At 36.0% G+C, this 25,098-nt stretch carries 27 protein-coding genes, 2 tRNA genes and 1 riboswitch; of the genes, 20 read left to right on the top strand and 9 right to left on the bottom strand.

Annotated elements, in window-relative coordinates:
* Window positions 1-102: 102 nt before the first annotated feature.
* The 4 genes from djlA to yjjG are packed head-to-tail and all read left to right on the top strand — an operon-like array spanning window position 103 to window position 3,189.
* Window positions 103-981, top strand: coding sequence for a co-chaperone DjlA (gene djlA / locus HMPREF1052_RS10560; RefSeq protein ID WP_005761801.1), 879 nt, complete (start codon window positions 103-105; stop codon window positions 979-981).
* Window positions 981-1,592 carry a DUF2238 domain-containing protein gene (locus tag HMPREF1052_RS10555; protein WP_005761755.1) on the top strand — a complete coding sequence of 204 codons (612 nt, stop codon included), beginning with the start codon at window positions 981-983 and terminating at the stop codon, window positions 1,590-1,592. Before djlA ends, HMPREF1052_RS10555 begins: the two co-directional genes overlap by 1 nt.
* Window positions 1,592-2,527 (top strand): tRNA dihydrouridine(16) synthase DusC, encoded by a 936-nt coding sequence (gene dusC, locus HMPREF1052_RS10550; RefSeq protein ID WP_005761727.1) that lies wholly within the window; start codon window positions 1,592-1,594, stop codon window positions 2,525-2,527. The genes HMPREF1052_RS10555 and dusC overlap by 1 nt, the downstream gene beginning before the upstream one ends.
* Window positions 2,524-3,189: a pyrimidine 5'-nucleotidase gene (gene yjjG / locus HMPREF1052_RS10545; protein WP_005761856.1), complete on the top strand. Its 666-nt coding sequence runs from the start codon at window positions 2,524-2,526 to the stop codon at window positions 3,187-3,189. The genes dusC and yjjG overlap by 4 nt, the downstream gene beginning before the upstream one ends.
* A 55-nt stretch (window positions 3,190-3,244) precedes the next feature.
* Here the strand turns inward: yjjG and HMPREF1052_RS10540 are convergent, their stop codons facing one another.
* The 4 genes from HMPREF1052_RS10540 to HMPREF1052_RS10525 all read right to left on the bottom strand — a co-directional run bounded on the left by HMPREF1052_RS10540 (window position 3,245) and on the right by HMPREF1052_RS10525 (window position 6,995).
* A complete protein-coding gene (locus HMPREF1052_RS10540) occupies window positions 3,245-3,589 on the bottom strand; it encodes a hypothetical protein (protein WP_147280366.1) in 345 nt (114 codons plus the stop codon).
* 103 nt (window positions 3,590-3,692) lie between these two features.
* Window positions 3,693-4,682: an amidohydrolase family protein gene (locus HMPREF1052_RS10535; RefSeq protein WP_005761807.1), complete on the bottom strand. Its 990-nt coding sequence runs from the start codon at window positions 4,680-4,682 to the stop codon at window positions 3,693-3,695.
* A 287-nt stretch (window positions 4,683-4,969) separates the two neighbouring features.
* The gene (locus HMPREF1052_RS10530) at window positions 4,970-6,751 is read right to left on the bottom strand and encodes a DUF3413 domain-containing protein (protein ID WP_005761855.1); all 1,782 of its coding nucleotides are present in this window, start codon (window positions 6,749-6,751) and stop codon (window positions 4,970-4,972) included.
* A 19-nt stretch (window positions 6,752-6,770) separates the two neighbouring features.
* On the bottom strand, window positions 6,771-6,995 hold the full coding sequence (locus HMPREF1052_RS10525; RefSeq protein ID WP_005761715.1) for a YejL family protein: 225 nt from the start codon (window positions 6,993-6,995) through the stop codon (window positions 6,771-6,773).
* 137 nt (window positions 6,996-7,132) lie between these two features.
* Between HMPREF1052_RS10525 and yejK the strand changes: the two genes are divergently transcribed.
* The 10 genes from yejK (at window position 7,133) to HMPREF1052_RS10475 (ending at window position 16,966) form a co-directional block, all read left to right on the top strand.
* A complete protein-coding gene (gene yejK, locus HMPREF1052_RS10520; RefSeq protein WP_005761752.1) occupies window positions 7,133-8,188 on the top strand; it encodes a nucleoid-associated protein YejK in 1,056 nt (351 codons plus the stop codon).
* A gap of 70 nt (window positions 8,189-8,258) precedes the next feature.
* Window positions 8,259-8,672, top strand: coding sequence for an outer membrane protein assembly factor BamE (bamE, locus tag HMPREF1052_RS10515; RefSeq protein WP_005761877.1), 414 nt, complete (start codon window positions 8,259-8,261; stop codon window positions 8,670-8,672).
* Window positions 8,673-8,693: 21 nt separating this feature from the next.
* Window positions 8,694-9,413 carry an envelope stress response regulator transcription factor CpxR gene (gene cpxR / locus HMPREF1052_RS10510; RefSeq protein ID WP_005761787.1) on the top strand — a complete coding sequence of 240 codons (720 nt, stop codon included), beginning with the start codon at window positions 8,694-8,696 and terminating at the stop codon, window positions 9,411-9,413.
* A gap of 45 nt (window positions 9,414-9,458) precedes the next feature.
* Window positions 9,459-10,844 carry an envelope stress sensor histidine kinase CpxA gene (gene cpxA / locus HMPREF1052_RS10505; protein WP_005761879.1) on the top strand — a complete coding sequence of 462 codons (1,386 nt, stop codon included), beginning with the start codon at window positions 9,459-9,461 and terminating at the stop codon, window positions 10,842-10,844.
* Window positions 10,845-11,090: 246 nt separating this feature from the next.
* Window positions 11,091-12,206 carry a bifunctional tRNA (adenosine(37)-C2)-methyltransferase TrmG/ribosomal RNA large subunit methyltransferase RlmN gene (locus HMPREF1052_RS10500; protein WP_005761723.1) on the top strand — a complete coding sequence of 372 codons (1,116 nt, stop codon included), beginning with the start codon at window positions 11,091-11,093 and terminating at the stop codon, window positions 12,204-12,206.
* A 57-nt stretch (window positions 12,207-12,263) separates the two neighbouring features.
* Window positions 12,264-12,815: a type IV pilus biogenesis/stability protein PilW gene (gene pilW / locus HMPREF1052_RS10495; RefSeq protein WP_005761876.1), complete on the top strand. Its 552-nt coding sequence runs from the start codon at window positions 12,264-12,266 to the stop codon at window positions 12,813-12,815.
* A gap of 132 nt (window positions 12,816-12,947) precedes the next feature.
* Window positions 12,948-13,898 (top strand): RodZ domain-containing protein, encoded by a 951-nt coding sequence (locus tag HMPREF1052_RS10490; protein WP_005761854.1) that lies wholly within the window; start codon window positions 12,948-12,950, stop codon window positions 13,896-13,898.
* Between the two features lie 4 nt (window positions 13,899-13,902).
* On the top strand, window positions 13,903-15,009 hold the full coding sequence (gene ispG, locus HMPREF1052_RS10485; RefSeq protein ID WP_005761708.1) for a flavodoxin-dependent (E)-4-hydroxy-3-methylbut-2-enyl-diphosphate synthase: 1,107 nt from the start codon (window positions 13,903-13,905) through the stop codon (window positions 15,007-15,009).
* Window positions 15,010-15,066: 57 nt separating this feature from the next.
* On the top strand, window positions 15,067-16,338 hold the full coding sequence (gene hisS, locus HMPREF1052_RS10480; protein WP_005761814.1) for a histidine--tRNA ligase: 1,272 nt from the start codon (window positions 15,067-15,069) through the stop codon (window positions 16,336-16,338).
* A gap of 10 nt (window positions 16,339-16,348) precedes the next feature.
* Window positions 16,349-16,966 (top strand): YfgM family protein, encoded by a 618-nt coding sequence (locus tag HMPREF1052_RS10475; protein WP_005761716.1) that lies wholly within the window; start codon window positions 16,349-16,351, stop codon window positions 16,964-16,966.
* 44 nt (window positions 16,967-17,010) lie between these two features.
* Here HMPREF1052_RS10475 and HMPREF1052_RS10470 read toward each other — a convergent pair whose 3' ends face one another.
* Genes HMPREF1052_RS10470 through queC form a run of 3 tightly spaced genes read right to left on the bottom strand, consistent with a single transcriptional unit; the run spans window position 17,011 to window position 18,753 of the window.
* A complete protein-coding gene (locus tag HMPREF1052_RS10470) occupies window positions 17,011-17,640 on the bottom strand; it encodes a 7-carboxy-7-deazaguanine synthase QueE (protein WP_005761721.1) in 630 nt (209 codons plus the stop codon).
* Window positions 17,641-17,644: 4 nt separating this feature from the next.
* On the bottom strand, window positions 17,645-18,070 hold the full coding sequence (gene queD, locus HMPREF1052_RS10465; RefSeq protein WP_005761816.1) for a 6-carboxytetrahydropterin synthase QueD: 426 nt from the start codon (window positions 18,068-18,070) through the stop codon (window positions 17,645-17,647).
* A gap of 14 nt (window positions 18,071-18,084) precedes the next feature.
* Window positions 18,085-18,753, bottom strand: a complete 669-nt coding sequence (gene queC, locus HMPREF1052_RS10460; protein WP_005761706.1) for a 7-cyano-7-deazaguanine synthase QueC — start codon at window positions 18,751-18,753, stop codon at window positions 18,085-18,087.
* Between the two features lie 2 nt (window positions 18,754-18,755).
* A riboswitch (PreQ1 riboswitch) is annotated at window positions 18,756-18,800 on the bottom strand.
* 157 nt (window positions 18,801-18,957) lie between these two features.
* Here queC and HMPREF1052_RS10455 point away from each other — a divergent pair.
* Window positions 18,958-19,554, top strand: coding sequence for a neutral zinc metallopeptidase (locus HMPREF1052_RS10455; RefSeq protein ID WP_005761735.1), 597 nt, complete (start codon window positions 18,958-18,960; stop codon window positions 19,552-19,554).
* 124 nt (window positions 19,555-19,678) lie between these two features.
* On the opposite strand, the gene HMPREF1052_RS10450 is transcribed toward HMPREF1052_RS10455, so the two are convergent.
* Together HMPREF1052_RS10450 and HMPREF1052_RS10445 are read right to left on the bottom strand one after the other, a co-directional pair.
* Window positions 19,679-19,755: transfer RNA gene (locus HMPREF1052_RS10450), tRNA-Arg, on the bottom strand.
* A gap of 26 nt (window positions 19,756-19,781) precedes the next feature.
* Window positions 19,782-19,858, bottom strand: a tRNA-Pro gene (locus HMPREF1052_RS10445).
* Window positions 19,859-20,027: 169 nt separating this feature from the next.
* Here HMPREF1052_RS10445 and folD point away from each other — a divergent pair.
* From folD to clpX, 5 genes are all read left to right on the top strand, one after another.
* Window positions 20,028-20,888 (top strand): bifunctional methylenetetrahydrofolate dehydrogenase/methenyltetrahydrofolate cyclohydrolase FolD, encoded by an 861-nt coding sequence (folD, locus tag HMPREF1052_RS10440; protein WP_005761829.1) that lies wholly within the window; start codon window positions 20,028-20,030, stop codon window positions 20,886-20,888.
* 124 nt (window positions 20,889-21,012) lie between these two features.
* On the top strand, window positions 21,013-21,456 hold the full coding sequence (gene lysM, locus HMPREF1052_RS10435) for a peptidoglycan-binding protein LysM (RefSeq protein ID WP_005761746.1): 444 nt from the start codon (window positions 21,013-21,015) through the stop codon (window positions 21,454-21,456).
* A gap of 209 nt (window positions 21,457-21,665) precedes the next feature.
* Complete coding sequence (tig, locus tag HMPREF1052_RS10430) at window positions 21,666-22,961, top strand: trigger factor (RefSeq protein WP_005761873.1); 1,296 nt, start codon at window positions 21,666-21,668, stop codon at window positions 22,959-22,961.
* A gap of 242 nt (window positions 22,962-23,203) precedes the next feature.
* A complete protein-coding gene (gene clpP, locus HMPREF1052_RS10425; RefSeq protein ID WP_005761686.1) occupies window positions 23,204-23,785 on the top strand; it encodes an ATP-dependent Clp endopeptidase proteolytic subunit ClpP in 582 nt (193 codons plus the stop codon).
* 23 nt (window positions 23,786-23,808) lie between these two features.
* A complete protein-coding gene (gene clpX / locus HMPREF1052_RS10420; RefSeq protein ID WP_005761683.1) occupies window positions 23,809-25,044 on the top strand; it encodes an ATP-dependent protease ATP-binding subunit ClpX in 1,236 nt (411 codons plus the stop codon).
* The last annotated feature ends 54 nt before the right edge of the window (window positions 25,045-25,098 follow it).

The raw sequence follows: 25,098 nt of genomic DNA, 5'->3' as shown, positions 1-25,098 counted from the left end.
TTTCTTTACCCAGTTTTACGCTTATTTGTCTTGATATTCCATTCACTCAACCCAATTAATCAGGTAAACTAATCTTGTTATTTTTTACTCACGGAGTACACAATGAATTTTATTGGGAAAATCCTAGGTTTTATTATTGGTTATCGCTATGGTGGATTTGCTGGAGCCATTGCAGGTGTGATTTTAGGTCATATTGCTGATAAAAAGCTGTATGAACTTGGAAGTGTTAATTCTTCTTTCTTTAAAAATAAAATTACTCGCCAATCTTTATTTATGCAAACTACGTTTGCTGTGCTTGGTCATTTAAGTAAAGCGAAAGGACGTATTACCGAAGACGATATTCAACTTGCTTCTAATTTAATGGCTCAAATGCAATTAGATAGCGCCCAACGTCAGCTTGCTCAAGAAGCCTTTAATCGAGGTAAAAGCATTGATTTTCCTGTTCGACAAGTGATTCGTGAGTTTCGTATTGGTTGTGGTCAGCGTGCTGATTTATTGCGAATGTTCCTCAGTGTTCAAGTACAGGCAGCATTTGCTGATGATCATCTGCACGATAATGAGAAAGAAATTTTATTTGTCATTGCTGAAGAGTTAGGCATTTCAAGACTCCAATTTGAACAAATGTTAGCGATGGAAATGGCTGCACGTCAATTCACTCGAAATGGTGGCTTCTACCGTCAACAACAATATCAATATGAACAAGCTGGTGGTCAACAATATCAACAGCAAGGAAATTATCATAATTCTTACCGCACTTCTTCAGGCCCCACAATTGAAGATGCTTATAAAGTATTAGGGGTAAATTCTACAGACGATCAACAGACCGTAAAACGAGCTTATCGCCGTCTAATGAATGAGCATCACCCTGATAAATTAGTCTCTAAAGGTTTACCAAAAGAAATGCTGGAAATGGCAAAAGAAAAAGCCCAACAAATTCAAGCGGCTTATGATCTAATTTGTAAACAAAAAGGTTGGAAATAATGAAAAACATTCGTTGGTTCCCTATAGCATTAATGATTTTTATTACGGTACTCTCTATTTGGTCTGCTATTGAGCCTCTATCACGTGCCGTTTGGTATGCTGAAGTATTACCAATTTTTACCGTATTTGGCCTATTAATCATTACCTACCCATGGTTCAAATTCAGTAATTGGGCTTATTTCTGTATGTCATTATGGCTCATTTTTCATTTAATCGGAGCCCATTACACCTTTGAGCATGTGCCATTTCAGTGGGCAAGTGATTTGCTTTCAGGTTGGTTAGGCGAAGGGCGAAATCACTTTGATCGTGTTGCGCATTACAGTATCGGTTTTTATAGTTTCCCAATGGCAGAATTCTTATTACGCCGTAAACTCACCGGCCCTATTGTTGCAGGATTCTTTGCGCTGTTCTTTATTATGTCAGTGGCAGCTAGCTATGAACTTATTGAATGGCAATATGCGGTCATTGCGGGTGGCGAAGAAGGCATTGCGTTTCTAGGTTCTCAAGGTGATATTTGGGATGCACAAAAAGATATTTTAGCTGATACACTTGGTGCCATTTCTGGATTGATACTGTTCTACTTTACTCGCCCCGATAAACAATATTCCTAATGCGTGTTATTTTAGCTCCCATGCAAGGCGTACTCGATCCTTTAGTACGCCAATTACTAACTGAAGTAAATGATTATGATCTCTGTATTAGCGAATTCGTTCGTGTCGTGGATCAATTACTTCCTGAGAAAGTCTATTATCGCCTTTGTCCTGAACTACAAAATTCAGGTAAAACCTGTTCTGGTACGCCAGTCAGAGTGCAATTATTAGGTCAATATCCAGAATGGTTAGCTGAAAATGCTAATCGTGCGATTGCATTAGGATCTCATGGGATAGATTTAAACTGTGGTTGTCCTTCAAAAACCGTTAATGGGAGTAATGGTGGTGCATCATTGTTAAAGCAACCAGAGCTCATTTATCAGGCAACGAAAGCCATTCGTATGGCGGTTCCACAAAACTTAGCGGTGAGTGTAAAAGTCCGCTTAGGTTGGGATTCTTATGATTTTGCCTTTGATATTGCCGATGCTGTGCAACAAGGCGGAGCCACTGAAATTACCATTCATGGACGCACTAAAACTGATGGTTACAAAGCAGAACGAATCAATTGGGCTAAAATAGGTGAATTACGTCAAAAATTAACGATTCCAGTGATTGCCAATGGTGAAATTTGGCATTGGCAAGATGGGCAAAATTGTCTACAAGTGACAGGTTGTGACGATTTAATGATTGGACGTGGAGCATTAAATATCCCGAATCTTAGTTTGGTACTCAAACATAATGTTGATAAGCTTGCTTGGGAACAAGTGATGCTTATCCTACAAAAATATGCACATCTAGAAAATATCTATGACTCTGGTTTCTATCATGTGGCACGAATTAAACAATGGTTACAATATTTGAAAAAAGAATATCCTGAGGCAAATACGCTTTTCACGCAAATTAAAACTGCTCAAAACGCAGATGACTTAAGAATGAGAATGGACCAATTATTATGAAATATGAATGGATCTTTTTTGATGCAGATGAAACTCTCTTTTCATTTAATGCATTTGAAGGATTACAAAAAATGTTTGCAGACCATAATTTAACTTTTTCGGAAGAAGATTTCTTAGCGTACGAAAAAGTCAATAAACCTTTATGGGTGAAATATCAAAATGCAGAAATTACAGCAGAGCAAATTCAAACGATTCGTTTTGAACCTTGGGAAAAACGTTTAGGTAAACCTGCTTCTGAAATTAATCAAGATTATATGAATTCTCTCTCAGACCTTTGCCATCCTTTAGAAGGCGTGGTCGAGACCATTAATCAGCTTGAGCAAAAAGCAAAACTAGCAATTATTACTAACGGTTTTACTGCGTTACAACAATTACGCTTAAATAAGACTGGGCTTGCAGAGCATTTCCAATTTATTACTATTTCTCAAGAAGTCGGCATTGCCAAACCAGATGCGCGTATTTTTGAATATAGTTTGAAGCGTGCTCATATTCAAAATAAAAGCAATGTTATTATGGTGGGAGATAATTTACATTCTGATATTTTAGGTGGACACAATGCAGGAATTGATACCTGTTGGATAAGCTATAATAAAACCAATGATACTGAAATCAAACCCACTTACAGTATTAATAAATTTACGGAATTACTTAAAATTCTTTAAAAACTGACCGCACATTAAAATTTCAAAGGATAGTTTACTGCTCTTTATTGAAATATTATTTCGTTATTGGTGCGGTACATTGCGTTACAGCACCAATTTTTACGCAATATGAAGCATCACTCGCATAAATATGCTTTCCTGTATCATAATATACTTTGCCTGTATTGCTATAGGTAGCTTCGCCCATCTGATGATAAATAACGCCATCTTGTCCATGGGTTGCCCCCACCTGCTGGCTAAAAGTGATATTTGATTGTGCCTGAGTAGGCAAATTCTCCCCTGCTGAAGGCATAGCACCCAACTGTCCAACATGGTTTCCCATTTTATTTAATGCAGATGACACTGCCAACACCAACATCGGTGCTGAAATAAACAAGATAAATAGACCTATTTTACTCACATCAACGTCCCCAAAAAGATGAAAAAAGATACATTAGTAGCTAACGTATCTTTTGACAATAGAATAAAGAAAAAATCAGATCCGATGTGTGAATAGTTCAATATTAAATATCTAATCCCAACACTTTACGTCCATTAATACTAGCAATATCCACCATCGCATCTAAATGTGGGAAACGACAACCTGCGGCTAATAGACTTAATTCTTGCCATAAATCTCCTTCACAAAGAGGCACCATATAATCACAAATATTATCGGTACCTAATGCAACAGTAATTCCCTCAGGAATCATTTCATCTGCGGGCGTTAAAGCATTATGGAAAGGTTGTAAATCATCTTTACGATGGCTATCAATCCATGCCATTGGGCAAGCGATCATCATCATTTGTGCTTGTCGCATTTTTTCATAGAGTTTGTAACGATATTCTTTTGAATGGGCACCAATTGAAATCCCATGAATACCCACCACTCTACCTTGCATACCATGCTCAATAGTTTTATCGCAAAGTTGTTCAGTTTCAATTTCAGTGGGAGTATTAAATTGATCAACATGCACATGACACATTATACCTAATGACTTCGCTTTATCTAACAGGATATCCATGGCTTCTAGGCCCCGTCCATAATCCACTTCATCACGATAAGGTAAACCACCAATCATATCCACCATCTCAGCACCAATATCAAACCATTTACGAGCAGTAGGTTCAATAACACCTTTTAGGGTTTGGTTTGCAAATTTCAGAATAATATCATTTTTATAAACATCTCGTGCTTTATGTGCCGCAATAATTGCTCTGTCTTCACAAATCGGATCAACATCCACAAAGGTACCAAATGCTGTTACACCTTGAGAAATCATTAATTCAATAGATTGACAGAAACGAGCATAATAATCCTCAACACTTGAAGTTCGTTTTACTTCATCCACCAAATCCCATTTTTGCTGAAGATTACTATTGTGATATATCCCAATTTTTTCAGGGGTCATGGTAAATGCACGATCTGCATGTGCATGTGAATTTACCCATCCTCCTTTTTTGATAATCTCATCACGAATATAGGTTTTAAAACTGCGAACATGATTTTTCATGATTACTCCATAACAGTATTTGAATGAATAAAAAAACTGATAGGATTGAACAGAACAAATGCGTTATTAATTAAAAAAAGACAGGCTGTTAATACAACTAAAAGTTGATTAGCTTTGAGGGGAAGAATGTTATGAAAAATTCTCTGATTTTTGATTAATAACATTGTTATCTAGTCCTTATCTAGTACTAGACTCGTAGTATAAATGTTTGGCTATAAAAAATACAGTCGATTTTAAAAAATGCCTATAGAATAAACAAAGACCTATTAAAAAATAGGTCTATGCTATTATTCTGCAACAAATGAACGACTTTGAGTAAAGACTTCAAGGAATAGCCCTAAAGGTGGACGAGTTGAAGATACCTTCTCATAATCAACGTTATATTTCTGATAACGACCTTTCCGATCAATATGATACTGATTGCCATTAGAGACAATAATCACATTCCAACGATAATTACCCACTAATACCCAATCCGCTTTACGTGCTTCCTGTGCAAGGTTTTCACCCTGTGCATAATCAGAAATTGGGTTGTTAACTTTAAAAAGTTCTGGCATTAACGTAGATACAATATCCGTATGACTGGTTAACTTACTTTGTTGTCCAGCGGGTAAAGCTTGCCAATGGATAATCAGCGGAACTTGGATTTCATCTAAACCAAAATAATCTTTACGAGATTCTTTAGACAAATGGAAAGCATGACCATGGCTTGAAGTAATCAACACAAGTGTATTATCTAATAAATTCCGATTGGTTAATTGCTCAATCACGGCATTCAGTTGCGTATCCGCATCTTTTAATTGATTGTCATATAATTCCATTTCAGCTTGTTCAGAAAGCTCAGTCTGAGATTCAATCGGCGTTAACAGATCCAAATCTAAATAGCTAAACCAAGGTTGCTCTTGATGTGCTACATCTAACCAATTTATCCAATTTTTAACCGCACTTTGATTGCCTAGTTGAATCTTAGGTAAATTCATTTTTTGGAAAATAGCTTGTTTAAATAAACTATCTTTAAAATTAGTTGCTGAAAAGATTCCCAATTGATAATGTTCAGCTTGAATTTTTTTAATGAGTTCAGGCTCAGCTTTATTTTGCAGTATCGAATCGGCATAACGTGAATTAAGCCCATAGAATAATCCGACCAAGCCTAAATTGTTATTATTACCACTACTATAGTGATTCATAAATTGTGTAGATTGTTTTGCAAATTGGGTAAGTGCAGGCATCTTACTCTCAATGATCGAATCATAACGCAAACCTGAAATATTAATAATTAAAATATTCGGTTTTTCTGTCATCACTTGATAGTTTAATTTGTGTTTTGGATAATCAATATTAGCCGCTTCTGGCCGACCTTGTTGCTCAACAGTCTCTTCATATTCAGATTTATCTAATAAGCCATTTTTCTCTAAAAAAGTACGGGCAGTCATTGGATGAGAGAGTGGGAAATTGGATTTTTGCATCGTAATAGGACGATAAATCATGGCATCTGCCCAAGCATAAATCAAATGCGTTGCAATAAACATAGCCACTAACGTAAAACCCACTTTACGAATCCATTTTTGACGTTCTAAGCTACGTAATTTATTCCAAGACCAACGAGAATAAATCATTTGTGCCAATAACAAAATTGGCATTGGTGCAAAGAAAATTTGCCAATCACGAGACAGCTCACCATCTTCAGGATTCACCAATAAATTCCAAACGAGTGAAGACAAATGTAGTGAGAAACGAGAAAAGACCTCAGTATCAATGACCAATAAGGTCAAACTAATACTTGCCAAAATAACCGAAACACCTCGAAAAGTGCGGTTATTTTTAATGAGAAAACTCAAAGGAAAAATAATCAATAAATAGCCAGTAAACACGACAAAACTAAAGTGTCCCAGAATACTGATAAAGAAATAAATCTTACCTAAAAGGGTGGCAGGCCAATCAATAATAAATGCATAACGAGAACCAATTAAAATTGCCCAAATAATATTAAAAAGCGTGAACCAATGCCCCCACGAGATTTTCTGTGAGATTGCTTCACGATATTGTTTGCCGTTTTTAATGAGCTTCACTATTGACTAAGCCTATGTGTTAATGATTTTTTGTTTTTACTGAATTTAAAAGCGCATCAGAAAATGCTTGTGCTAATGCAGTACGTTGGTTTGTTCCCACACTACTGGTCAGTAAATTTGTGACCATATGACCTAATACAATAAGAGATAAATCTACAGGAGCTTTATGCTTTTCTAGCACTTGAATCATGTCATTTAAAATTGCATCTACTTGTTTATCTTGATATTTTGAATGCGTTGCCATGTTTTAACCAATTAAAATTTGAGTAAATAAATATTTTACCTGATAATTTTTCAGATCCTAGCATATTTTCTACTTTATCGTAAAAAAAGTGCGGTTATAATAAAGTAAATTTTTTATATCATCTACTTGGAACAACAATGAGCATTACTGTTAATCAAATTGTTTTACATCAAATTATTAAATCAACATCCACCACAGCTAATACAACCGAATTGGCGTCAACTGAAGGAGAAACACATTCTCCATTGCATACTGTCCTACGTGAACAATTATTGCCGATTAACACAGAAATAGAGCAATTCATGTTGGAATTACATCAAGCCTATCAAAATAAAACTAAGGCTTATGGGATTTTCCAAGAACAATCAAACTTTGCTCAAGCACTTAATCGCTTATTAGAACAAGAAGTTGAGTTTCTTCCATTTAGCCATCATGCAGCACAACAATTAGCTAATGAACTAGCTCAATATGCCTTTGCTGAAAGTGGTACCTTTGTGCTTTGTCAATATAATTTTTTAGCCACAGATTATCTGTTTATTGCCCTACTTGATAGTCGCACAAGTGTATTAGTAGATGATAATCTTGAAATCCAACGTACTCAATATCTTAATATTAATCAATTTGATATTGCAGCACGGATTAATTTAACTGATCTACAAGTAAATGCACATTCTAATCGCTATCTTACTTTTATTAAAGGACGAGTTGGCCGTAAAATTGGAGACTTTTTTATGGATTTTCTGGGAGCAGAAGAAGGTTTGAATCCGCAATTACAAAACCAATGTTTATTACAAGCTGTGAATGATTATTGTGAACAAGGCGATCTCACAACGGCTCAATCTCAAGCCGTAAAAAAACAAGTTTTTGACTATTGTAAAGAACAAATCAATGCGGGAGATGATATTGAGTTAAGGGAACTTTCAGAAAGTATGCCGACTCTAAACGAACAACCTTTTGCCGATTTTGCAACCACACAGGAATATGGTTTAGAACAAAGCATCCCTCCTGTTCGATCTGCATTAAAATCACTCACCAAATTCTCTGGTTCAGGCAAAGGGGTAACAATTAGCTTTGATGCTGAACTCCTAAATAATCGGATTATTTGGAATGAAGCCCAAGATACATTAACCATCAATGGCCTGCCTGCAAATTTAAAAGATCAGTTACAACGGCTTATAAAGGAACAGAATTAATTTGGCAATTTAGCTAAGTTTAGGTATGATGAAAATGTTTTGCACAATAAATACAAAAAAGGTAAATACCATGCAAATTACCCCTATTATTACCACACTTGTTTTAGCATTAGGTGTAACCTCTTGCTCAACCATTAGTAAAGTGGTTTATCGAGTTGATGTTCCACAAGGAAACTATTTAGAAGCCTCCACAGTTTCTCAATTGCAAGCACGAATGACACGTCAACAAGTTCAATATTTACTAGGTACACCTGTATTAATTGATCCATTTACGACAAATACTTGGTATTACGTATACTTACAACAAAAAAGTTATGAAGATCCAATTCAACATACTTTACAAGTCAATTTTAATCAACAAGGTACGGTCACAAATTTTGATCTTGATAAACCTTTGCCTGATGAAGCAAAACAAAAGATCAATAACGTAAATATTACTGCACCTACACCAGAAAAATCGAGTTGGTGGCAATTTTGGAAATAATCCCATAACAAGGAATTAATTATGCCTAAACTTTTATTAGTGGATGATGATGTAGAACTGACAGAATTACTTTCTGAATTATTATCGTTAGAAGGTTTTGAAATCAATGTTGCTCATAATGGCGAAGAAGCATTAAAAAAACTTGATAATAGTTATGATTTAGTACTTTTGGATATCATGATGCCAGTACTAAATGGGATAGAAACATTAAAACGTTTAAGAAAGTCCTATATGACTCCCGTATTAATGCTTACGGCAAGAGGAGATGATATTGATCGAGTACTCGGTTTAGAACTTGGTGCTGATGATTACGTTCCGAAACCGTTTAACGATCGTGAACTTGTTGCTCGAGTAAAAGCGATTCTAAGACGTAGTAGCCAAACAGCATCAATGCAATCCTCAACAACAGAAGAAAATACCAACACTCAAGATGAACGAAAAACTATTGAGTTTTATGGTTTAACATTATATCCAGGACGCCAACAAGCTGTTTATCAAGATCAAAGCCTTGATTTGACTGGTACTGAATTTGCTTTACTACAAATTCTGATCAAAAATCCTGGTGAAGTCTTATCCCGTGAGTTGTTGAGTTTAGAAGCATTAGGTAAACGTCTTACACCATTTGATCGAGCAATTGATATGCATATGTCAAACCTACGCAAAAAACTCCCAGCTCGAAAAGATAATCTACCTTGGTTTAAAACCTTACGTGGTCGAGGTTACATCCTTTTAACGGAGTAACCTCGTTAATTCCTTTTAGTGATATACCAGCTAGTTGAAAAATCTATGTTAATTAGAAAAATGCAAAATAATTTACAATCTATTACTGCACAAATTTTTGCATTTTTCTGGTTTACCCTAACCATCTTATTGCTTTTAGCATTTTTTATTCCGAGTCTTGATAATCGTATATATAAAGAACTCAAAAATGACGAATTAGCAGCCTATCAAAAACAAATCGTCACCTCAATTCGAAATAACCAAATCTCGCATTTATTGATTGCCCCGTCTAAATTGTCAGTAGATTCAGCAGATTCTATTCACCCGATCTTAGTTGACAAAAATAATAGTATTATTGGTGCAAAAAATAATGAATTAAATGCAGTAAGACAATTTGTTGTGCAATCAAATAACACAGCTAGACCCTTAGTTAAAAACTTTGATAATATTCAGCTCGCAGGGCCTTTTATTGTGCATACCAATAGTCGAACAGATGAACCTTTTTTACTTTATTTCGTAAAAAAAGTGAATCCACAACAAGAAGCCTTAAGCTTTATGTTTGATCATCCTGCTATTATGATCTTGCTTATCATGTTGTTATCTTCTCCATTTTTATGGTGGTTAGCTTGGAACATTACTCGTCCAGTACGTAAATTACAACAGTTTGCTAGTGCCGTGACATTAGGGGACTTTACTAAACATAAAGAATTAGAGCAACAAGGCCCTGAAGAATTGCGCCAACTGAGCAGAAGTTTTAATAAAATGACAGAAGCACTTGATGATTTGCTTTCAACACGTCAGTCTTTACTGTATTCCATTTCTCATGAACTAAGAACACCACTAACACGCTTACAATTAGCGGCTGCACTTATACGTCGCTGTCAAGGAGAATCCAATGAAATAAAAAGAATTGAAACAGAAACTGAACGTTTAGATAATATGATTAATGATTTGCTGGCGTTATCTCGTAACCAATTAAAAGCACAGCTGGAACGTGATACCTTCCAAATTACTGAGTTCTGGGAAGAAGTCATTGAAGATACCAAATTTGAAGCAGAACAACGAAATATTAACTTTAATGTAATTTATAAAATTCCATCTCCTGAAAAATATACTATTACAGGTAACCAACAATCTTTAGCAAGCGCTTTAGAAAATATCCTACGCAATGCTTTAAAATATACCAATAATACTGTCAATATCACATTTTCATTAGAGCTCTATACCCTTTGCATTTGTATTGATGATAATGGACCGGGCATTCCTGATGAAGAATATAGTAAAATATTTATTCCATTCTATCGAATTGATACTGCTCGTACACGTAGTACAGGCGGAACTGGACTAGGCTTGGCTATCGTAAAAAATATTATTCAACAACATCATGGTGAAATTATGGCCTCTCGCAGTAAACTTGGTGGCTTAAAAGTGACCATGAAATTACCACTATAACTTATCACTAAACTAAATATCTCTTATTGATATTTGTTCACACGCAAATTTATCCTTGAGCAGATAATCATCAGTCAGTATTTATATTCCGAACTATTTATTTAAAAATTGGAATCTAAATCACAAAAAAGTGCGGTTAAAATTCTATAAATTTAAGGAAATTGATAGATTAGAGCTAAATAAATGAGTAGAATGTTCGCCTTTAAATACGTCGCAACGTGTAATAACGAGACCATTCGAGGCAACATGTCAGAAAAAATCAATTTAATGAACTTAACTCGCCAGCAAATGCGTGAATTTTTCAAAGAGTTAGGTGAAAAACCATTTCGTGCAGATCAATTAGTTAAATGGATCTATCATTTTGGCGAAGATAACTTCGACAATATGACGAATATTAATAAGAAACTTAGAGATAAATTAAAGACTGTTGCAGAAATCAAAGCCCCTGAAATTGCAGTAGAACAACGTTCTTCTGATGGCACTATAAAATGGGCTATGCAAGTAGGTGATCAACAAATTGAAACCGTATATATTCCTGAAGCTGATCGTGCCACTTTATGTGTTTCATCACAAGTAGGTTGTGCATTAGCTTGTACATTCTGTTCTACGGCACAACAAGGCTTTAATCGTAATTTAACGGTATCAGAAATTATTGGCCAAGTATGGCGTGCTTCCAAAGTGATTGGAGAATTTGGTGTCACCGGCATTCGTCCAATTACTAATGTGGTTATGATGGGAATGGGTGAGCCTCTATTAAATGTGGCAAATGTGGTGCCCGCCATGGAAATTATGTTAGATGATTTTGCATATGGACTATCAAAACGCCGTGTCACCCTTTCTACTTCAGGCGTAGTGCCTGCATTGGATAATTTAAGCGGAATGATTGATGTAGCTCTCGCTATTTCATTACATGCACCAAATGATGAATTACGTGATGAAATTGTGCCAATTAATAAAAAATACAATATTAAAATGTTGATTGATAGCGTAAATCGTTATTTAACAGTATCTAATGCAAACCATGGAAAAGTCACCATTGAATATGTGATGCTAGACCATGTTAATGATAGCATTGAACACGCTCATCAATTAGCAGAAGTATTAAAAAATACGCCATGTAAAATTAACTTAATTCCATGGAATCCGTTCCCTGAAGCCCCTTATGGCAAAAGTTCTAACACGAGGGTGGATAAATTCCAAAAAACATTAATGGAATATGGTTTTACTGTAATTGTACGCAAAACTCGTGGCGATGACATTGATGCAGCTTGTGGGCAATTAGCAGGTGAGGTTATCGACCGAACCAAGCGTACTGCGGCGAAACGTCAATTTGGTCAAAACATTAACGTACAAGTACAATAATACATATGAAAGGCTTCTCATTTAGAGGCCTTTTCTTTAAATGGATAAGGAGAAATGATGTTATATAAAATTTTTCAAATTGCTACCGCACTTTTCGCCTTATTTCTTGCTGCTTGTAGCTCTACACCTAAACTGAGCTCTGAACAACTTGCTAAACAACAAGCAGCCAAAGCTCGTATTGAATTAGGGCTGGCTTACCTAAACCAACAAAATCCCAGCCTCGCTAAACAAAATTTTGATAAAGCCTTAGAACATGCACCTCAATATTATTTAGTTTATTCAGCTTTAGCTTATTTTTATCAACAGCAAGGTAATATTCAACAAACCAAACAACATTATCAGAAAGCGTTAGATATAGATAATCAACAAGGTGACGTACATAACAATTATGGTGCATTTCTATGCACACAAGGTGAATATTCTGCAGCCTATCAACAATTTGAGCAAGCGCTAGCTTCTCCTAATTACTATCACCAAGCAGATAGTTATGAAAACATTGCACTTTGTTCAATTTCTGCAAAAAATACCGCACTTTTCGAACATGCGATTTCTCAACTGGAAAAATTAGATTCAGCACGCTCTAATCAACTAAAACACCTATTAAAATAATCAAGTTTTTTAGAAATGAAGAATTACTGAAGCTTATTATGGAATAATGTATAATAAATGTTGCAAAAGATGCATTACGACTTTAAACTTTACTAATTTCTGTATTGCTCCTATGAATAAAACATTTATCTTATGAATATCGAAAAAACTACTGAATCCACTTCTTCTCTTGGCGACAAATTTCGCCAAGCTCGTGAAAATTTAAACCTCTCAGTTGAGGATGTTGCACAAAAACTTAACTTACGTGCCTTTGTGATTGAAGCCATTGAAAATAATGAACTTGAGCAAAAATCTATTCCTGCTATATTCATGAAAGGATATGTGCGTAATTATGCAAAATTACTCAAATTACCAGAGCAGGCTTGGTCAACTGATATTGCAAAGATTGATGACACACCACATCATGATTTCACCAAAAATACGCAGGCTAAACATGCTGTTAGCCATCATGCTTCACATAATCGTTGGATTGGTTATCTTACTACATTAGTGACATTATGCGTATTAGGCATGACTGCACTTTGGTGGTGGGAAAACTATCAACAATCCAATTATGAACGTGATAACTTAGTCCAAAGTTATGTTGCAAATGAAGATAAATCTAACAAAGAAAGCAACTCATCTACAGATGCTGTTGTAATAGATACGCCTGTTCAGCCTGCAACAATCAGCCAAGACACTCAATCACCACTAGTGATAACACCTGCTCCAGCGCCTGTTACAACAACAGAAAGTTCACAAATAGAACACACAAACACGGCACAAGAAATGTTGCAACAACATACAACAGCAGAGCCTAGTACAGCAGAACAAGCCACTAATACAGAAACTATGCCCTCTGTTGCTGTCGCTGGTGATTTACAAATTGAAGTCACAGGAGCTAATTGTTGGATTAGTGTAAAAGATGTAAAACGTAAAGTTTTAGCACAAAAAGAATATAAACAAGGCGAAATATTAACCTTCAATGAAGGTTCACCCTATGCGGTTATTATCGGTGCACCAAGTAATGTAAAAATCACTTACAAAGGTGAAGTTTATCCATTAAAAGTTGACGGTCGTGTCGCTAAATTTAAACTACAATAAAATTATGTCTGCATTTAAACCAACGATTAAACGTCGTGAATCTAAAAAAATCTATGTGGGTAATGTGCCAATAGGTGGAGATGCGCCTATTGCTGTTCAATCAATGACAAATACTCGTACAACAGATGTACAAGCCACTGTTGCACAAATTAAATCGTTAGAACGTGTTGGTGCAGATATTGTGCGAGTTTCTGTACCAACGATGGATGCCGCTGAAGCATTCAAACTAATCAAACAACAAGTGAATGTGCCTCTTGTCGCAGATATTCATTTTGACTATCGTATTGCCTTAAAAGTCGCTGAATATGGTGTAGATTGCTTACGCATTAATCCTGGTAATATCGGGCGTGAAGATCGCATTCGAGCAGTGGTTGATTGTGCAAAAGATAAAAATATTCCTATTCGTATTGGTATCAATGCAGGTTCCTTAGAAAAAGATATTCAAGAAAAATATGGTGAGCCAACCCCTGAAGCCTTATTAGAATCTGCATTGCGACATGTAGAAATTTTAGATCGCCTGAATTTTGATCAATTTAAAGTGAGCGTTAAAGCCTCAGATGTATTCTTAGCTGTGGAATCATATCGTTTACTTGCCAAAGCTATTACACAACCTTTACACTTAGGCATTACTGAAGCTGGTGGTGCTCGTGCGGGTGCGGTAAAAAGTGCGGTGGGTTTAGGAATGCTTTTAGCAGAAGGTATTGGTGATACTTTACGAATTTCCTTGGCTGCCGATCCCGTAGAAGAAATCAAAGTTGGTTTTGATATTTTAAAATCCCTGCGTATTCGTTCTCGTGGAATCAATTTTATTGCTTGCCCAACCTGCTCAAGACAAGAATTTGACGTGATTGGCACAGTAAATGCGTTGGAACAACGTCTTGAGGATATTATTATGCCAATGGATGTATCCATTATCGGTTGTGTAGTAAATGGCCCAGGTGAAGCTTTGGTTTCTGATCTCGGCGTAACGGGAGGAAATAAAAAAAGTGGTTATTACCTCGATGGTGAACGCCAAAAAGAGCGTTTTGATAATGAAGCTATAGTAGATCAACTAGAAGCAAAAATTCGAGCGAAAGTTGCGGCTCAAGATCCAAAAAATCGTATTATTTAATTATTTTATTGCACGCACCTTTGTGCGTGCTTGTATTTTAACAATAGGGAAATTATCGTGGCGAAAACAATTCAAGCAATCCGTGGTATGAATGATTGTGCACCAACTGAAACACCATTATGGCAATGGGTTGAAAGTAAAGTTCGTGGTGTATTAGCAAATTATGGCTACTCTGAAGTGCGTATGCCTATCGTGGAAAGCACGCCTTTATTTGCTCGTGCTATTGGTGAAGTCACGGATGTTGTATCAAAAGAAATGTATACTTTCTGGGATAATGATGAGCAATTAACACTCCGTCCAGAAGGTACCGCAGGCTGTGTACGAGCAGCCATTGAACGAGGTTGGATTTATAACAACGAACAACGATTATGGTATATGGGGCCAATGTTCCGCCATGAGCGTCCACAAAAAGGGCGCTATCGTCAATTCCACCAAGCTGGTGTAGAAATCTTCGGTATTCCAAATGCGGAAGTAGATGCAGAATTAATTATTCTAACAGCACGCTTATGGAAAGCACTTGGCATTGATCAACATGTATCTTTACAACTTAATTCAATTGGCTCATTAGAAGCACGTGCTAACTATCGTTCAGTATTAGTAGAATTCTTACAACAATATACTGATTTAATGAATGATGAAGAAAAAGAACGCTTAGTAAAAAATCCATTGCGTATCTTAGATACTAAAAATGAAGCTTTACAAGATGCATTAAACGGTGCGCCTAAGTTATTAGATTATTTAGATGATGATAGCCGTGAACATTTTGCTCAACTTTGCTCATTATTAGATGCAATGAACATTCGTTATGAAATCAATCCTAAATTAGTACGTGGCTTAGACTATTACAACAAAACAGTATTTGAATGGGTTACTTCAGCATTAGGTGCTCAGGGTACCGTATGTGGTGGTGGTCGTTATGATGGTTTAGTAGAACAACTTGGTGGACATGCCTCTCCAGGAGTTGGATTTGCTATGGGCTTAGAACGTTTAGTATTATTAGTTCAAGAAGTAAATCACAATATCCCTGTCGAAAATGCAGTAGATATTTATATGGTTTACCAAGGGGAAGGTACCACAGTTGCCGCCTTTAAATTAGCAGAACAAATTCGTTCTGAGCAACCTCAATTACGTGTCATGCTACACTGCTCTGGCGGTAACTTTAAGAAACAATTTAAACGCGCTGATAAAGTAGGTGCTAAAATTGCTTTAGTTATTGGTGAATCAGAATTACAAAACAATCAAGTGGTAGTAAAACATTTACTCAGCGGTGCTGACCAACAAACTATCGCTCTTGATAACGTTATTGAACATTTAAAAACTGAATTTTGAGGAATAAAATATGGCTTATACCAGTTTAGAAGAACAAGAAATTAATGAAATTAAGAATTTCTGGAAAGAAAACGGCAAAACCATCATTGTTTCAGCAATTATTGCCATCGCTGGGGTATTTGGCTGGCGTTATTGGCAAGACTATCAAATTGCTAAAAACCACGAACTTTCAGCACAATATGATCGTGTTATTTATGAATTCCAACAAGATCCATCTAAAGCACCTGCATTAGCTGAATTTGTAAAAACAAATGGTAAAACTAGCTATGCCACCTTAGCACTATTTGAACAAGCTAAAGCAGCAGTAGATAAACAGGATTTTGCGCAGGCTGAAACTATTTTAAAACAAGCAATTACTGAATCCCCTGATGAAATTTTCTCATCTATAGCAGCATTACGCTTAGCTAATGTGCAATTCCAATTGAAAGAATTTGATGCTGCACAACAAAGCTTAGATTTAGTGAAAGATGCTACTTGGAATGTACGTAAACAATTACTAACAGGCGATATCTTATTTGCTAAAGGCGATAAAGCAGCAGCCAAAGCACAATATGAAGAAGCAAAAAAATCAGGAATGGCTTCTGCCTTAGAACAACAATTATTACAAGTACGTTTAAATAATTTGTAATCTAATCCATAAAAAATAGGCTTGAGATCGCTCAAGCCTTTTTATTATTCAATACCAATCAATTTATGAGTTTGAATACTCAACTGCCATTTTGGCTTATCTTTACGTTGATTTAATGCCCCTAGTAGCTGAATAGTTTCTAATAAGTTCATTTTACCATCAATCTCACAAGGCGAGAGATAATAGTGTTCAGCTTGAATCTGTTGTTCTATCTGCTGACAGAACTGCTTTGCATCAGCATCCACAACAATACGTACTTCATTGGCAATGGGAATACAACGGCGGCTATATTTCTGTGCATACATTGCCTTTGGACTAGTCGCAATATAATCAATTTGTGCTGGGATTTCTTTCAATCCATTCGTTTCAATAGCAAGAAAATACCCTTCTGCTTTTAATTGCTCAAGGAGTAATGAAAGTTTTGGCTGAATACTTGGTTCACCACCAGTGATAATAATATTTTTCGCCGAAAATGACCGCACTTTTTCCAAAATCTGTTGTAAGCTCATCATTTCAAACTGCTCATAATTAGTATCACACCAAGGGCAAGCTAAATTGCATTTACCAAAGCGCACAAAGATACTAGACATGCCTGTATTAAAGCCTTCTCCTTGTAAGCTTTGAAAAATTTCAACAATCGGATAGCTCGGATTAGAAATTAGCTGATTTCGCACCGCACTATTCTCGATATTCACAAAATGAAGTTGGAGTTTCCCATAAACGGATAGCAGACACAGGTAAGCCTACTTCATGTTTTAAGCGGTTAAATATAAAACGTGACATTTCTTCCGCTGTGGTACGCACTGGAATACCAAAGGTTTTAGATTTGAGTTCCACCAGCAGATTGGCAATCTTGGTTTCTCGTTCACTGTTAATATCATAAATAAATGCATGATCCATTGGATCGAGAATAAATGCTTTTACAATTTCCTTTACATCAGAAAAATCAATAACCATACCTTTTTTGGCACCTTCTGCATGTAAATTACCACTGACTTCTACTTGTAACTTATAGGTATGTCCATGTAAGTTTTGGCATTTACCATCATGTCCATCTAAGATATGCGCCATATCAAAACTAAATTCTTTTGAAACTTTAAACATAATGCTCACTCGTATTATTGTTTTGAAGATAAATATTCATTTAAACCGTTTTCACGTAATAGACAACTTGGACAGCTACCGCAGCCGCCCTCAACACCGAGATAACAAGTATGTGTATGCTCACGTATATAATCCAATGCACCTAATTCATCAGCTAATTGCCAAGTCTGAGCTTTGGTTAAATACATTAATGGTGTAATGATATTGAACTGATAATCCATTGCAAGATTTAACGTTACATTCATGGATTTCACAAACACATCTCGACAATCAGGATAGCCACTAAAATCGGTTTCACAAACACCAGTGATAATATCAGTAATGCCTTGTCCCTTAGCATAAATGGCTGCGTAAAGTAAAAAGATTGCATTACGCCCATCAACAAAAGTATTTGGCATATTATTTTTATCTTTTGTGATTTCAATATTTTCCATCATCGCATTAGTCGTGATAGCTTTAATTACTGAAGTATCAATAAGGGTTTGTTTAACACCAAGATCTTCAGCAATCCATTGTGCTTTTTCTAACTCAATAGCATGACGTTGACCATATTGGAAAGTGATCACTTCAACATTAGCAACCCCATAATCCGCAATGGCTTTAATTAAACAGGTAGTGGAATCTTGCCCACCAGAAAAGATAACAACCGCTTTACGATTATCATTTGGATTCAAAATATTCATTATTTTCCTTAGTTTTTTTGCGTGGGAGGTTCTCGAACCACGATTAATTGAAGCGACATTGTATCTATTTAGCTATCAACTTGCAAAAAAAGATGCCCAACCATAAAGTTTTGCAAAATTTTGTAATTTTGTACCGCACTTTTTAAATTGTTATTGTAGAATATTGACTTAATCGATTATTTCATTTTAACAGAAGGTAATATTATGCGTTGGCAAGGTCGTCGTGAAAGTACAAATGTTGAAGACAGACGCACAGATGGCAGCTCTGGTGGCTCAATATTTGGTGGCAAAAAAACAGGCGTATTAGGCTTTATTATTTTATTAGTGGGCGCTTATTACGGTGTGGATTTATCGGGTTTTGTTGGAGCAGATAGCAGTATTGGCGGTAATTCATCTTCATTAAATAGCAGTGAAGAAGCAGCCTTAAATAGTTTATCTCGTGTTGTTTTAGCGGATACAGAAAACACGTGGCAAACTTATTTCTCTCGTAATGGACAAACCTACCAAGCACCAACCATGGTGCTTTATACGGGAGCCACTCGTACTTCATGTGGAACAGGTCAAGCAGCAATGGGACCTTTCTATTGTCCAAATGATCATATGGTTTACCTTGATCTTTCATTCTATAACGATATGAAACATCAATTAGGCGCATCAGACGATGATCGTTTACAAAAACAAAGCCAAGGTTATGTCGTGCCTGATAGTTTCACTCACGGAACATCACAACAACGTTTAGCCTGGTTTAAACGCGGTTTACAAACAGGTGACCCTACGCAATGTAATACCTTTGGTAATTAGTTGTAAATAAAATAAGGGCGTAAAAAATCTTTCGCCCTTTTTCATATGGATACAATACAAAAGTGCGGTATTAAATTAAAAAATTTCATACCAACGTTCAAATATATGGAATAAGTAGAATAAATGGCACGCCCTATTGGATTCGAACCAATGACCTACGGCTTAGAAGGCCGTTGCTCTATCCAGCTGAGCTAAGGGCGCATTACATTGGATATCGATGTATGAAGTGGTCGGCGAGATAGGATTTGAACCTACGACCCACTGGTCCCAAACCAGTTGCGCTACCAAGCTGCGCTACTCGCCGACAGAATGTGTGCCATTATAGAGAGCTTTTTATTTCAGTCAATAATTTTTTCTATTTTTTTATTTAATCGATTAAATTTATTTCATATTAGGCTTACAATCTCCGCCAAAGTTTGCGAAAATAGCAGCCGTTTTATAACATAAATTTAACAAAACAAAAGGATGTATGCATGACTGCACAAATCATTTCAGGAACAGCCACCGCCAAACAGATAAAATCCGAACTAACTCAACAAGTTAAAGAATATGTAATGCAAGGTAAACGAGCGCCTGGGTTAGCCGTGATTCTCGTTGGTGAAAATCCTGCATCTCAAGTCTATGTTGCTAGTAAACGCAAAAGCTGTGCTGAAATAGGCATTTTTTCACAATCCTATGATCTTCCAGAAAGCATATCAGAAGAAGAATTACTTGAATTAATCAACCAGCTAAATCATGATGATAAGATTGATGGTATTTTAGTGCAGTTACCCTTACCTAAACATATTAATGGCACTAAAGTACTTGAAGCTATATCACCGAACAAAGACGTTGATGGTTTCCATCCATATAATGTTGGGCGATTATGCCAACGTATTCCTAAGCTCCGTTCTTGTACACCATTTGGTGTTATTAAATTATTAGAAAGCACGGGAGAAAACCTTAAAGGGCTACATGCTGTAGTTGTTGGAGCATCAAATATTGTGGGACGTCCAATGGCTATGGAACTATTATTAAAAGGTTGTACGGTGACCGTAACGCATAGTAAAACGAAAGATCTAGAATCTTTTGTTCGTCAAGCAGATATTTTAGTTGCTGCTCTTGGAAAAACTGAATTTATTCCAGGAAATTGGGTCAAAGATGGTGCTATAGTAATCGATGTAGGTATTAATCGTGGTGAAGATGGCAAACTCCGTGGTGATGTTGAATTTGCAACCGCTGCTGAACATGCAAGTTTCATTACGCCTGTACCTGGTGGTGTGGGACCAATGACTGTAGCTATGCTGATGTATAACACATTAGAAGCATATAAAAATAATACCCAACAAGTATAAATAATGAAAAGTGCGGTAGCTTTTAGGAAAATTTTCAATTAATGTAAATTTTATAGACGTCGCTATTTTATTTCGTTATGTTTACTCTGTCGTTATCAATCAACTTTAATAAAAGGAAAGAAAAATGGGTTTATTCGACTTCGTAAGTAATATTGGTAAAAAAATCTTCAACAAAGAAGAAGAAGCTTCACAAGCGGTCACTAATCACATTGCTGAAGATAATCCAGGTGTTGAAAATCTTAATGTCACTGTTGAAAATGGCGTTGCAAATATTCAAGGTACAGCAAAATCAGCAAGCGCATTAGAAAAAGCAATTTTAATGGCAGGTAACATTGCTGGCATTTCTTCCGTTAAAGCAGAAGGTGTTAACATCTTAAATGGTGATGTCCTTGGTGGTGATGATGAATTTTACGTTATCCAAAAAGGCGACACTTTATGGGCAATCGCTGAAAAATATTACGGCAACGGTGCAAAATATAAAGCCATTGTTGAAGCCAACAAAGAAGTGATTAAAGATGAAAACAAAATCTTCCCAGGTCAAAAAATCCGCGTTCCAAAAGCACTTTAATTGATTATCGAACCCTATTTTACAAAAGTAAAATAGGGTTTTTCTTTTATTTTAGTTCATTTTTTAAGCAAGTCTTTTTTTTTCTATCTCATTTCCTCGACTGTATCCTTGACTAGCGATATAATTCTCTAGTTTATATCAATTTAAACCCGTATTCGGTGTAAGCGTTCGCCGATTGCACATTCAATTCAATTCGAGGTAAAAGAAGAATGACAACTATTGAAACAACTCAAGGTCTTGAGCGTCGTGTCACTATCACCGTTCCGGCAGAAACTGTTGAAACAGCTGTACGTGAAGAATTAAAACGTGTTTCTAAAACTGCGCGTATTGATGGTTTCCGTAAAGGTAAAGTTCCTGCACAAATTATTGAAAAACGTTTTGGTGCTTCAGTGCGTCAAGATGTATTAAATGATTTATTACCACGCCATTTCTTTGATTTAGCGTTCCAAGAAAAAGTCAACCTAGCTGGTCGCCCAACATTCGCTGTTGAAAGTTATGAAGTTGGTAAAGATTTACAATTTACAGCAACATTTGAAGTGTACCCAGAAGTAATATTACAAGGCTTAGAAAATATCAAGGTTGAAAAAACAACTGTTGAAATCTCAGATGCTGACGTGGACAACATGGTTGAAGTACTACGTAAACAACAAGCAACTTGGGCTGAAACAGATAATGCTGCAAATAAAGAAGATCGTGTCACTATCGACTTTGTTGGTTCAGTAGACGGTGAAGAATTTGAAGGCGGCAAAGCTAATGATTTCGTTTTAGCAATGGGTCAAGGCCGAATGATTCCAGGTTTTGAAGAAGGTATTTTAGGTCATAAAGCTGGCGATAAATTTGACATTGATGTGACATTCCCTGAAGAATATCACGCAGAAAACTTAAAAGGTAAAGCAGCTAAATTTGCTATTACCATGAAAAAAGTCGAAGTTATGGTATTACCTGAATTAACAAACGAATTCATTGCTAAATTTGGTCCAAATACAAAATCAGTTGATGATTTACGTACTGAAATTCGTAAAAATATGCAACGTGAATTAAAAAATGCTTTAACTGCAAAAGTAAAAAAACAAGTTATTGATGGCTTAATTGAACAAAATCCAATTGATGTGCCTGCCGCAGCGGTTGATCAAGAAATTGAAACTTTACGTGCTCAAGCAGCTCAACGTTTTGGTGGCAATACTCAACAAGCTGCTCAATTACCACGTGAGTTATTTGAAGAACAAGCAAAACGTCGTGTGCAAATTGGCTTATTATTATCTCAAGTGATCTCTTCAAATGAATTAAAAGCCGATGAAGATAAAGTTAAAGCAATGATTGAAGATATTGCATCAGCTTACGAACAACCTGCTGAAGTGGTTGAATACTATAGCAAAAATAACGAATTAATGAATAACATTCGTAATGTTGTATTAGAAGAACAAGCTATTGATGCCGTTCTTGCAAAAGCACAAGTAACAGAAAAAGCGTCCACTTTTGATGAAGTAATGAATCCACAAGCATAATTTGCTGTAGATTCCTACTTTTCTTAGTATTAAAGTGCGGTAGAATTTTTTAAATTTTCACCGCACTTTTTTCTTCTATCTAAACCCTATTATCTGCTTATAATGCAATAAGCTATGCATTCAAACTTTTCACTAGATAATTAAAGTTAGAAAAATTCTATTTTTCAGGTAGAATAACCGAACGCTTTGTATATATGCTAGTCAAAAATTATTAGCTATTTAAATTTGATTTAGAGGTACCTATGGCTCTTATTCCTATGGTGGTAGAACAAACATCTCGTGGTGAACGTTCTTACGACATTTATTCTCGCTTATTAAAAGAACGCATTATTTTCTTAAGCGGTGAAGTTGAAGACAACATGGCAAACTTAATTGTTGCTCAACTGCTTTTCTTAGAATCGGAAAGTCCTGAAAAAGATATCAATTTATATATTAACTCTCCTGGTGGTTCTGTTACAGCGGGCATGGCAATTTACGATACCATGCAATTTATTAAGCCTGATGTCCGTACATTATGCGTTGGTCAAGCTTGCTCAATGGGGGCATTCCTATTAGCAGGTGGTGCTGCAGGTAAACGAGCAGCGTTACCAAATGCACGGGTGATGATCCACCAACCATTAGGTGGTTTCCGTGGACAAGCTTCTGATATTCAAATTCACGCACAAGAAATTTTGAAAATTAAAAATACATTAAATCAACGCTTAGCTTTCCATACTGGACAAGCTATGGATATTATTGAACGAGATACTGACCGTGATAATTTCATGTCAGCAGAAGAAGCAAAAAATTACGGTCTTATTGATAGCGTATTAGAAAAACGTTAATCCATTAGTATTGGAAAAATAAAATGGCAAAAGAAAAAGATACAACTTGCTCATTTTGTGGCAAATCACAAGATGAAGTGGGTAAATTAATTGCTGGTGTAAATGGCTATATTTGTGGCGATTGCATTGATTTATGCCACGATTTATTACACGATAATCAAGCAGAGCAAACTGCAGAAGAATATTTAGAAGTAGAAGAAAAACTGCCTACTCCACATGAAATCCGAGCCCATTTAGATGATTATGTAATTGGTCAGGAGTATGCCAAGAAGGTTTTATCCGTTGCTGTTTATAATCATTATAAACGTTTACGCTCAAGTAATGGTATCGGAGATGTTGAACTTGGTAAAAGTAACATTTTGTTAATTGGCCCTACAGGAAGCGGTAAAACTTTACTTGCAGAAACCATGGCTCGTATGCTGAATGTTCCCTTTGCAATGGCTGATGCAACCACTTTAACTGAAGCAGGTTATGTTGGTGAAGATGTTGAAAACGTCATTCAAAAACTACTACAGAATTGTGAATATAATACTGAAAAAGCTCAACAAGGTATTATTTACATTGATGAGATCGATAAAATCACACGTAAATCAGATAATCCATCCATTACTCGTGATGTCTCTGGCGAAGGTGTTCAACAAGCTTTATTAAAATTAATTGAAGGGACAGTAGCTTCTATTCCACCTCAAGGGGGACGTAAACATCCACAACAAGAAATGTTACGTGTTGATACCTCTAAAATTTTATTTATCTGTGGTGGTGCATTTGCAGGTTTAGATCGTGTGGTACAAAAACGCATTTATAAAGGTAGTGGTATCGGTTTTGATGCTGAAGTGAAAGGTGAAGCCGATGAGGCAAGCCTCACTGACTTATTCAAACAAATTGAAACTGAAGATTTGATCAAATATGGTTTAATTCCTGAATTTATTGGTCGTCTTCCTGTAGTTGCTCCACTTAGTGAGCTGGATGAGAATGCATTAATTCAAATTTTAACCGAACCTAAAAATGCACTGACTAAACAATACCAAGCACTATTTAGCTTAGAAGATGTTGAACTAGAATTTACTCATCAAGCACTTAAAGCAATGGCAGAAAAAGCTCTTGCTCGTAAAACAGGTGCACGAGGCCTACGTTCAATTGTAGAAAGCGCATTGTTAGATACGATGTATGATTTACCATCATTAAAAGATCTAACAAAAGTGATTGTTGATGAGGATGTCATCAATAAAAATCAAGCACCAAAATTAGAATACAAGTAATCATTCTATAAAAAGTGCGGAATTTCTACCGCACTTTTGTTTAATGATACTTGA

This window comes from Pasteurella bettyae CCUG 2042 (genome assembly GCF_000262245.1).
Lineage (GTDB): Bacteria > Pseudomonadota > Gammaproteobacteria > Enterobacterales > Pasteurellaceae > Basfia > Basfia bettyae.
Note: the sequence above shows the minus strand (reverse complement) of the source record. Positions and strands in the feature narration are given on the sequence as shown.